The organism is Psychrobacter sp. CAM01 (genome assembly GCF_032842965.1).
Classification (GTDB): domain Bacteria; phylum Pseudomonadota; class Gammaproteobacteria; order Pseudomonadales; family Moraxellaceae; genus Psychrobacter; species Psychrobacter celer.
In genome coordinates this window covers 26,245-36,625 of sequence record NZ_JAWJBL010000012.1, presented here as the reverse complement: position 1 = coordinate 36,625, position 10,381 = coordinate 26,245, and the positions used below count along the sequence as shown (strand labels likewise).

Annotated in this window: 9 protein-coding genes and 1 rRNA gene; 7 read left to right on the top strand and 3 right to left on the bottom strand. The window is 46.8% G+C overall.

Annotation, left to right across the window (positions count from 1 at the left end; translation table 11 throughout):
• The 6 genes from rrf to R0I52_RS08255 form a co-directional block, all read left to right on the top strand.
• A 5S ribosomal RNA gene (rrf, locus tag R0I52_RS08280) occupies positions 1-108 on the top strand; the annotation flags it as partial.
• A gap of 286 nt (positions 109-394) precedes the next feature.
• Entirely contained in the window at positions 395-1,453 is a 1,059-nt protein-coding gene (locus R0I52_RS08275; RefSeq protein ID WP_317053941.1) for a TRAP transporter substrate-binding protein, read from the top strand.
• A 17-nt stretch (positions 1,454-1,470) separates the two neighbouring features.
• Positions 1,471-1,998, top strand: coding sequence for a TRAP transporter small permease (locus tag R0I52_RS08270; protein WP_317053940.1), 528 nt, complete (start codon positions 1,471-1,473; stop codon positions 1,996-1,998).
• On the top strand, positions 1,995-3,284 hold the full coding sequence (locus R0I52_RS08265) for a TRAP transporter large permease (protein WP_317053939.1): 1,290 nt from the start codon (positions 1,995-1,997) through the stop codon (positions 3,282-3,284). The genes R0I52_RS08270 and R0I52_RS08265 overlap by 4 nt, the downstream gene beginning before the upstream one ends.
• Positions 3,285-3,541: 257 nt before the next feature.
• Positions 3,542-4,567, top strand: a complete 1,026-nt coding sequence (locus R0I52_RS08260; RefSeq protein WP_317053938.1) for a 5'-nucleotidase — start codon at positions 3,542-3,544, stop codon at positions 4,565-4,567.
• Between the two features lie 82 nt (positions 4,568-4,649).
• Positions 4,650-5,252, top strand: a complete 603-nt coding sequence (locus R0I52_RS08255; protein ID WP_317053937.1) for a rhomboid family intramembrane serine protease — start codon at positions 4,650-4,652, stop codon at positions 5,250-5,252.
• A gap of 14 nt (positions 5,253-5,266) precedes the next feature.
• Here R0I52_RS08255 and R0I52_RS08250 read toward each other — a convergent pair whose 3' ends face one another.
• The 3 genes from R0I52_RS08250 to R0I52_RS08240 form a co-directional block, all read right to left on the bottom strand.
• A complete protein-coding gene (locus tag R0I52_RS08250; RefSeq protein ID WP_317053936.1) occupies positions 5,267-5,815 on the bottom strand; it encodes a hypothetical protein in 549 nt (182 codons plus the stop codon).
• A gap of 237 nt (positions 5,816-6,052) precedes the next feature.
• Positions 6,053-7,921, bottom strand: coding sequence for a sodium:solute symporter family protein (locus tag R0I52_RS08245; RefSeq protein ID WP_317053935.1), 1,869 nt, complete (start codon positions 7,919-7,921; stop codon positions 6,053-6,055).
• A gap of 3 nt (positions 7,922-7,924) precedes the next feature.
• A complete protein-coding gene (locus R0I52_RS08240) occupies positions 7,925-8,185 on the bottom strand; it encodes a DUF4212 domain-containing protein (RefSeq protein WP_288998286.1) in 261 nt (86 codons plus the stop codon).
• Between the two features lie 678 nt (positions 8,186-8,863).
• On the opposite strand from R0I52_RS08240, the gene R0I52_RS08235 reads away from it, so the two are divergent.
• Positions 8,864-10,360 (top strand): alanine/glycine:cation symporter family protein, encoded by a 1,497-nt coding sequence (locus tag R0I52_RS08235; RefSeq protein ID WP_317053934.1) that lies wholly within the window; start codon positions 8,864-8,866, stop codon positions 10,358-10,360.
• Positions 10,361-10,381: the final 21 nt, after the last annotated feature.

Sequence of the window (10,381 nt, the reverse complement as noted above, 5' to 3'; positions counted from 1 at the left end):
ACAATAGCACGATGGCACCACCTGATCCCTTCCCGAACTCAGAAGTGAAACATCGTTGCGCCAATGGTAGTGTGGCTCCGGCCATGTGAGAGTAGGTCATCGTCAGCTCCCTATACCCTAAAGCCCCCACAACAATGTTGTGGGGGCTTTTTTTATCTAAAACTGTTAACTACTATTAGCTTTGGTTCTAATAAGCTGCCGCTGACTTAATAATAAGTTTATGCATTCAAAATGATTTGACTTATATCATTATAACTGCTAATTTTAAATAGTAACCCTTATTACAGGTCTATAAAAGGATGTTTTAGGCTTGTAACGTCATAAGTGATTTGACGAGATAAATACTAAGTTTGTCTTTGACCTTTATTCTTACAGTTATCAAAAGGAATTGATAATGAAGTTAGCTCCCCTTTTTTCGATTGGTGCATTAGCTGCCGCGAGTCTTTTTGGTTGTTCAAATCAATCTGCGGATAGTACCGGTGGTGTATCAGCAAACTCTCAAGAAACCACTGTCCTACGTTTTTCTCATTTTTGGCCTGCAACCTCCTCAATCAGTACAGAAGTCTTTGAGCCATGGGCAAAGCAGATCGAAACTGATTCTGATGGCCGATTAAAAGTTGAGCTATACCCTTCAGCAGGTCTTGCAAAAGCTGACGTGACCTATGAGTCCGCTGCTAAAGGCACTATAGATATTGGCTCACAAGCACATGGTTATACCAACGGACGCTTTCCATTAACGCAGATCGCTGAGCTTCCAGGTTTGTCCAATTCTGCCACACAGATGGGCTGTATGCTACAAACCCTCTATGATGACGGCACCTTGGCCGGTGAGTATGAAGACTCACATCTCCTCTTTATGTATGGTGCTGGACCTGGCTCTTTGCACACGACCGATAAGCTAATACGCACGCCAGCAGATATGAAGGGCATGCGTATTCGTCGTCCTTCTGCGGTCGCTGGTGATATCATAGAAAGTGCTGGAGCCTCGCCTGTGGGTCTGCCTGCCAATGATATGTATACTTCTTTACAGCGCGGTGTCGTTGATGGTCTGAGCTTTCCGTGGGAAGCTGTGACAGCTTTTAAAATCGATGAAATCACCAAGTATCATACCAATATTCCTTTTTATAGCTCTGCCTTGATGGTCACGATGAATAAGGACAAATATAACGCCCTGCCTGATGACTTAAAACAAGTTCTTGATAATAACTCAGGCATGGCGCTTGCCAAAAAGGTAGGTGAAGTATTTGATAAGCATGACGCTATGGCAATACAAGCGGCCCAAGCTAAAGGCGATGAGATTGTGGAGATTCCAGATCCATTAAATGATCCAGATTGGCGAGGCCCATTATTAGAAGGCACAAAGAAATATCTCAAAGATGTAAATGCTTTGGGCCTAGATGCAGATAGTGTCTACGAAAAAGCCAAAGCCGCCAGCGCCGCCTGCAAGGTCTAACCTAAAGGAGTCGCCGCATGGCCTACTTGGTCAAAATCAGTACATTTATCTCACGGCTATGTCAGCTCATCGGTGGTATCAGTCTAATTATCATCGTTTTGACCACAATGCTAGATGTTACCGCCCGTTATATCTTCAAGCTCACCGGTGGTGAGTTTGGTTTCACTGTCAAAGGCAGCGTCGAGATTGTTTCTTATTTTATGCTGTTTGCGCTATTAGCTGCCTTTGCCGCTTTTGTCGAACGCTCACAAATCATTGTTGATGTTTTCACCCAAAAGATGCCCAAGTCTATCAAAGGTTACATGATGGGCGTCTTTATGCTGGGATTCTTTGTCATCGGTATCGTCTTTGCTTGGGGGCTGTTTGAGAGCGCCGTTGATGCTATCGAGTTTGGTAAAGTCACCCAGGATTTGCGGGTTTCAATGATGCCCATTTACCTTGTCAGCGCCTTTTTAAGTGCTTTGCTGGCCATTCGCTCCTTGATCGAGTCCATTAATATCTTTAAGACAGGCGAGTTTTTTGACGCTGAGGAGACAGGCGCATGAGTCCAGAAATCGTTGGAGCCATCGGCTTAATCGTCATGATCCTACTCGTCGTTTTACGAGTACCCGTTGCCCTTGCTATGCTTGGTGTTGGTCTGGTCGGCTTTGGTACTGTGACGGCACCGAGTGGTGCTGTACAAATGCTCAAAGACCTTCCCGTAGACGTCTTAGCCAAATATGACTTTAGTGCCATTCCATTATTTATCTTGATGGGCGTTTTTGCCACTCATTCTGGTATGGCAGGCAAATTGTTTGAAGCAACCCGCACCATCTTTGGCGGTGTCAGGGGCAGTTTGGGAATCGCCGGTATCGGCTCATCGGGTATTTTTGCCTCAATCTCGGGGTCATCGTTAGCGACCGCCTCTACCATGACCAAAGTGGCCTTACCACAAATGGAGAAGTATGGCTATCAGCCAGGCTTTGCCTGCGGCATTTTAGCCGCTGGTGGTACGCTAGGGATTATGATTCCGCCCAGTATTGCCTTACTGGTTTATGCTATTTTGACCCAGCAGTCGGTCGGTGATATGTTTATTGCAGGCTTTTTGCCCGGTATGCTAGGCATGGTCATGTATTCGATCACTGTCATGATTATGGTGCGCTGGAAACCGCACTTGGCGCAGCGCGGTGAGTCTACCTCATATAAAGCCAAGCTGATAGCGTTGACAGGTCTCATTCCCTTTAGCTTTATCTTCATCGTTATTATCGCCGGTATTTTCTTTGGGTTATTTACCCCAACGGAAGGCGCTGCCGTCGGGGCGTTCGTTTCTTGGGCTTATGCGTTTGCCAAAGGCATGCAGATGAAGGGACTGAAGCAGTCGTTGATTGAAACCTTAGCATTATCTGCAGTGGTGTTTTTTATGCTACTAGGTGCAGAAGCGCTGGGCTACTTTATCTCAGTCTCTAGATTGTCATATACCTTAGCGAGCTGGATTGGTACCTTGGCAGTGAGTCCAATGGTGGTACTGATTTGTATTTTGATCATGTACTTCTTATTAGGACTATTTATGGATGCCTTGGCGATGCTGGTCATCACCATTCCGGTAGTGTATCCGATCATCGTAGCCTTAGGTTTTGATCCGGTATGGTTTGGTATCATCGCGGTACTGACGGTAGAGCTTGGGCTGATTACGCCGCCGATGGGCATGAACATCTTTGTGATTAAGGCGATGGCACCGCATATTAAGCTGTCCGATATGTTTCGAGGGGTAGCGCCGTTTATTGTCTCCGATGTGATTCGCTTGGTGATTTTGGTGGCGTTCCCTGCGATTTCTCTGGTACTGCTAGCATAAAGGGAGGCGGCTAACATACAAGATAGGCAAGACATGTCGCGAACGACAACGCTATCTTTTTCAAATAATAGTCTAAACGGTAACTGTGTTTAAATGGCCATATTGTTTATAAAGCAATATGGCTTTTTGTTGTAATAATTGAACGATAACGCTCGCTATCGGTGCCAGCGCTAGTCATAAAAGTGCCATATATCTTCTGGTGGCGCCTTGTTACAATAAACTCTACCATGGAGCCTGACAAGTGAGAGCCTTTTATTATGGCAGTTGATTTTAGTAATACGTTGATTGTAGCGGTCTCTGCAACGGCGCTGTTTGATTTAACGGAGTCTGAGAGCTATTTGTCACAGTTATTAGCGCAGCATCCTGATACAGCCATTAAGGCGTTTCGCGATTATATGACGGAGCGCGAAAACGATCCTTTGAGCATTGGCGCAGGCTATCCCCTGATAAAAGCGCTGCTAAACCTGAACAGATACTGTCAGGCTGACAGTCAAGAAACTGAGCTAGAAGCGCCGCTGGTTGAAGTGGTTATCGTCTCAAAAAGCAGCCCTGATACTGGTATTCAGGTTCTCAATGCCATTCGTGAGCATGGCCTCAATATTTCTCGATCGGCTTTTATCTCAGGCAGCCCGGTGGCGCCTTATATCGATGATTTTAATGTGGACCTGTTTTTGACCACCAATCGCGAGGACGCTCAGCAAGTTGCCGATGCCAATATTTGTGCGTGTGCCATCTTGGATGCGACGCCTGTCAATACTTATGAGCTAGATACTCAGCAGCTGCGCATTGCCTTTGATGGTGATGCGGTGCTCTTTGATGACTCAGGTGAGCTGCTTTATAAGCAAAAAGGGCTACGCGCCTTTCATGACCGTGAAGCCAAAATGCGGGATTTGCCGATAGAGAAGGGGCCGTATGCCGAGCTTTTGATTAAGCTCTCAAACCTGCAAGAGCGTTTGCCGGCAGGGCTTAGCTACTCTCCGATAAAAATCGCTCTGGTAACCGCTCGCAATGCCCCTGCCGATCTGCGAGCTATCAAAACATTGCGAGAATGGGGCGTCAATGTCGATATGGCGTTTTTTTTGGGTGGACTTGAAAAGACAGCGGTGCTCAGAACCTTTGCGCCGCATATCTTTTTTGATGATTCAATCCAGCATATCGATGCGGCGCGCCGTTTTATCCCAACGGCTTTGGTGCCTTATCACTCAGCCTCGTTGCTGCATGGTGATAGCTATCTGGCCGCTGAAAAAGAAAACAGTCTGCTATTTAGACCAGTTCCACGTTGACAGACAATGTATCTGTTTAATTTAGAATCGGCTATAGCGTAAGCATTAAATACCAGGCATAGAGTCAAGGGCAGGTCACGATATGAATGGGCAGCAGTTATTTTCTCTCATCATGACACGGGTCAAACAAGTCATCGGACTATATGCTTTTGCGCTGATGCCGATGTGGGGGATGTTTTTTTTAAATGAAACGGTCTTTTTTGGCATTTGGAATGTATTTGGTATTGTACCGCGTGCTTTAGATGTAGGTAGCATGATTGGGGTGGTCGCTTCATGGACAATGCACGGCAACTTTTCTCATCTATTGGGCAATACCATCACGTTATTGCAGATTTTATTTTTGTTTGGGTTGTTTGAAAAAAACGCCTATCGTACGGTGATTAAACTGGTGATTGCCTCAGGGCTAGTCACCTGGGCTATCGGTTCGCCGTCTTCTATTCATATCGGCGCATCGGGACTATGCTTTGCCATGATTGGGTATATGATTGGCGGCGCGGTATTTGCCAGACGTTGGGGCTACTTGCTCGCTTGTATTGTCATGGGTACAGGCTATTGGCTAATCATCAAGCAAGGTTTGATGCCGCAGCAAGGCATTTCATTTGCCGCGCATTTCGGCGGCTTGTGCGCCGGTCTGCTATTGGGTGCCAACTCCAAACATACCTATCAGGTAGGCTCTATACGCTAAACACGGTAGAGGCGTTATGGATTACTATCTGTGCAAACACGGATAAATAAAAAATCTGCTTTGGTCAATGGGTGCCATGTGCTGGTTTGCTGCACATGCTCATCAAGTGATAGGGTGCTGCCTGCTTTTGGCAATATATAATCTGCACGCGCAGGCGCCGCGCAATCGATGACTTGCGGGATTTTTTGTACGCTTCTACGTCTTTCAAACAAATAAAGAGTGACTAAGTGCATATCCGCATTGTCTACTTGGGCACGAGCATTTTTGATATCTGCAGCGATAAAACGCAGTATTTGCGGTTTGGCATAAGACCAAGGCCGGAACCAAGTGTGACTCTCTGCTGTTTTGACCACCTCTACGCCCGCGGGCAACTTGCTGACTTGCTGAGAATACCAGTTGTATTCTTGGTGAATTTGGAAGGTAAAAATGCCAACCGCTGCAAAGAGTGGCACCAGCCACTTTGGCGCGCGTTTGCCCGACAGTTTACTGAAGTGAGTTATGATCAGTGCCAGTCCAGCCATACCAAACGCTGCGGCCATGGTGGCAATAAACTCAAAAAGCATAAAATCTTCCTCCTTAATCGGTTAGAGCGGCTTGCGTTTTATTTAGGCAAAAACAAATCTGGCAACCATCCAAGACTTATTCTTAACCTAAAGGGATAAAAAAAACACTCACAAGCAGCGTCTGCCTGTGAGTGACACTCTACGTAAGATATCTATAATCATTCCAAGAAAAAAAGTGACGTTCAACATTTATCCTTTTAGTGTGGTTTGATTATAGAGCCAACATGGCTCGTACGCTTAGTGGTCGATGGCACCGCCAGCGCCGCGCGGAGAGCGAACACTTTCAACCAGCTCTTGGATGTGCAGCGGTGGCGCTTTCGTCGAATAAGAAACGATAAAGGCGACCGCAAAGTTAATCAGCGCACCAATGGCCCCAAACGACAGCGGTGAGATACCAAACAACCAGTACTCTGCGGTATCAGGGAAGTTGGCAGTACCACTGATAAAGAACCAGCCTTTAAAGACAAAGATATATACCAAGGTGGTGATAAGGCCGGCGAGCATCCCAAAGATTGCGCCCAGATTATTGATGCGTTTTGAGAAGATACCCATCATCAGCGCGGGGAACAAGGAAGCGCCAGCGATACCAAAGGCCAAAGCCACCACCTGTGCGGCAAATCCTGGCGGATTTAGGCCAAGCCACGTTGCCACTACAATTGCAATCGCCATAGAGATCCGAGCAACTTGTAGCTCTCCTTTATCAGTGATATTTGGGTTGAGGTTTCGTTTGATTAAGTCGTGACTAATGGCAGATGAGATGGCCAGCAACAATCCTGCCGCGGTCGATAGCGCGGCTGCCAAACCACCAGCAGCGATAAGACCGATCACCCAAGGTGGCAGCTGAGCAATCTCTGGGTTGGCCAAGACTAAGATATCGTTATTGACATCCAGCTCATTACCCGCCCAACCTGCTTCAGCAAAGCGTCCATCAAGCTCTTGGTCGTGAGCGGCTTGTGCCTTGGCGACTTCTGCCGTAGCAGCGGTGACATCGCCACCTTCTGCTTGCGCGGCCGCTAACGCAAGTTTTGCCTCACCAAGACCGCTATCGAAGTAGCGTTGAATACGGCCATCATTATTTAAGTCATTATATTTAATAAGCCCCGTATCTTCCCATGTGCGCATCCAGTCAGGACGCTGCTCATAAGGCAGTGCCGGCTGATCAACGCCTTGTGGATAGATGGTGTCGTTTAAGTTCAAACGAGCCATGGCCCCCACCGCAGGCGCAGTAAAGTATAGCAATGAGATAAAGACCAACGTCCAGCCAGCTGTCCAGCGCGCATCAGCGACCTTTGGTACGGTAAAGAAGCGAATGATAACGTGCGGTAGGCCCGCTGTACCAATCATAAGTGATAGCGTAAACAGTACCATGTTAAGCTTATTTGGCACATCAGCAGTATAAGCAGTAAAACCAAGATCAGTGACCACCTGATCAAGCTTGGTCAAAATAGGCACGCCGGACTCAGCATGCGTAGAAAACAGACCCAAACCTGGAATAGGGTTGCCGGTCAGCTCAAGCGAAATAAAGACGGCCGGAATGGTATAAGCAATCATCAAGACGATGTACTGAGCAACTTGTGTATAGGTAATGCCTTTCATACCGCCTAGTACTGCGTAGAAAAACACCACCACCGCGGCAATGATAAGACCTGTGTCATTCTCCACTTCCAAAAAGCGAGAGAAAGCAACACCTGCACCAGTCATCTGTCCGATAACATAGGTGGTCGATGCCACAATCAGACAAACCACCGCAATCATCGCCGCTGTCTTGGAATAAAAGCGATCGGAGATAAAGTCTGGTACCGTAAACTTCCCAAACTTACGTAAATAAGGCGCTAACAGCATGGCCAGTAAGACGTAACCCCCTGTCCAGCCCATCAGATAGGTAGAGGCACCGTAGCCACCCGCGGCCAAAAGACCTGCCATCGAGATAAACGACGCGGCACTCATCCAGTCAGCAGCAGTCGCCATACCATTGACGACAGGATGGACGCCGCCGCCAGCCACATAAAATTCACTGGTGGTCCCAGCACGAGCCCAGATCGCAATGCCGAAATACAGCGCAAAGGATAGACCCACAAAAATAATGTTAATCACATATTGACTCATGATCTATTCCTCATCTACGCCATATTGTTTGTCCAACTTATTCATACGCCAAGCGTAGAAAAAAATTAAGATGATAAAAACCCCGATAGAACCTTGCTGGGCAAACCAAAAGCCCAAATCAGTACCACCGATTTTTATACCTGCCAAAAGAGGACGTAAGAGAATAGCAAAGCCATACGAGCATAATGCCCAAATGATAAGGCTGCCTAAAATGAGACGGACATTGGCACGCCAATAGCCGGATGGATCGTTGTGGTTTTCCATAGGACAACTCCTTTTGTCTTACCTAAAATATCATGGTTGATCTCAGTCTCGTCAGTCTGATAAAGACATCTGACAAGCACGCACTGATGATCAGATAACGCGAGTGCTGATTTAGCATGATGACTATCTGCCAAGATCGCTGTATTTAAGAGCGCTATAACAAACAATATTTGAGGAAGAAAGGAGGGGGGCAGACCGTCCACTGTCTTTGATTACCGTCTCGTCTTCCTGACAAGCGTCTTAAAGTTTTTAGTATGCCAAACAATCATGACAATAAGTGAATATTCAATAAGTCACAATGCCTATAAAATTTAGTCTATCACTTTCAAGTTTGTGTCACTGCAAACAAATAGGCATAAACCAAAAGCCCTGCATAACCATTAGTAATAAAGACCCAATAGGTAGATGACAGCATATAAAAACCATCACCGCCAGCCTACTTTATGCAGTAAATTGGTCACTTTTATCATTCTATAGGATAGAGGAAGCCTATAGTATTTATTTTAAAAATAAATATAGTGAACCGATAATTAAACGTGATGGTTGTGGCGCACCGAATCTCTATAAAATGCACAGCAGATTTGACGACTGAGCATGGTATGCTGGTTTTAATGGCGTTTATTTGATATAAAACGCAAAAAATAAGCAAATTTTAAAAAGTATTCACGAGGAGTTGATATGAGTGAAGGGGTAGTAGGGTGGTTTAACAGCCTCGTAAATTATGGTGTCAGCATTATCTGGGGGAACAACGATTGGTTGATTGCCAACAACCCTTGGTATGGTCTGCTGATGTTTGTACTGATTGGCGCAGGTCTGTATTTTACTGTCGTGACACGTTTTATTCAGTTTCGCCACTTTGGTCATATGTGGAAGCTGCTGCGCGTCTCCAACCAAGGACGCAAAAATGGCGGTATCAGCTCGTTTGAAGCATTGATGACGTCGCTGGCGGCGCGTGTGGGTACGGGTAACTTGGCAGGGGTTGCGATTGCGATTTATCTCGGTGGCCCAGGTGCAGTGTTTTGGATGTGGATGACCGCGCTGGTTGGTATGTCGACCAGCTTTATCGAGTCGACGCTCGCCCAAGCATACAAAGTCCCTCACAACGACAATGTGTACCGCGGCGGACCGGCCTACTATATCGAAAAAGGCTTGGGTAAACGCTGGCTTGCGATATTTTTCTCACTGTGTCTGCTCGTGGCCTTTGGTCTTGCTTTCAACGGCGTACAGTCCAACACCATCGCACAAGCGACCAATGAAGCCTTTGGCGTGCCAACATGGATGACAGGCCTTGTATTGGTGGCACTGGTCGCACCTGTGGTGTTTGGAGGGTTGCGCTCGGTGGCTCGTATCGCGGGCAAAATCGTCCCTATCATGGCGATTTTATATATTTTATTGGCATTGTTTATTATCATCACCAACCTTAGCCAATTCCCAGCTGCCATCGCCTTGATCGTAAAATCAGCTTTTGGATTTGAGCAAGCAGCGGGCGGGGTCATCGGTTATGGTATCGCTCAGGCGATGATCAACGGTATCAAACGCGGACTGTTTTCTAACGAAGCAGGCATGGGGTCGGCGCCCAATGCGGCAGCCACGGCCAAAAGCCATCCTGACCATCCCGCGGTGCAAGGGTTTATGCAAATGCTCGGCGTGTTTATGGATACGCTGGTGATCTGTACCGCAACGGCTTCTATCATCATTTTGTCAGGCGTGGTCGACCCCAATGTCGAGCAAGAAGGTATTCAGCTGACGCAGCTGGCGTTGTCGCAGTACGTGGGTGATTTGGGTATTATCTTTGTCGCCATTGCTATTTTCTTCTTTTCTTTTACTTCTATTATTGCCAACTACAGCTATGGCGAGTCGAACCTTGAGTTTATCTCAGGCGCCAAAAACGCCAAAGTGATGATCATGATATTCCGCTTTATGGTACTGGGAATGGTGTTTATTGGTGCCATCGCCAGCCTGCCTGCGATTTGGAACTTTGCGGATTTATCCATGGGTATGATGGCACTCGTCAACTTGGTGGCTATTTTGCTCTTGTCTCCTGTGGCGCTGCGCATACTGCGTGACTACGAGCGTCAAATCAAAGAAGGCAAATCAGGTACGCAAATCAAATTTGACCCTGATGATTTTGTCAAATTAAAAGACGAAGCCAACCGTGACGCTTGGACAGATTAAGATGGGTTGTCGCGTCATTTA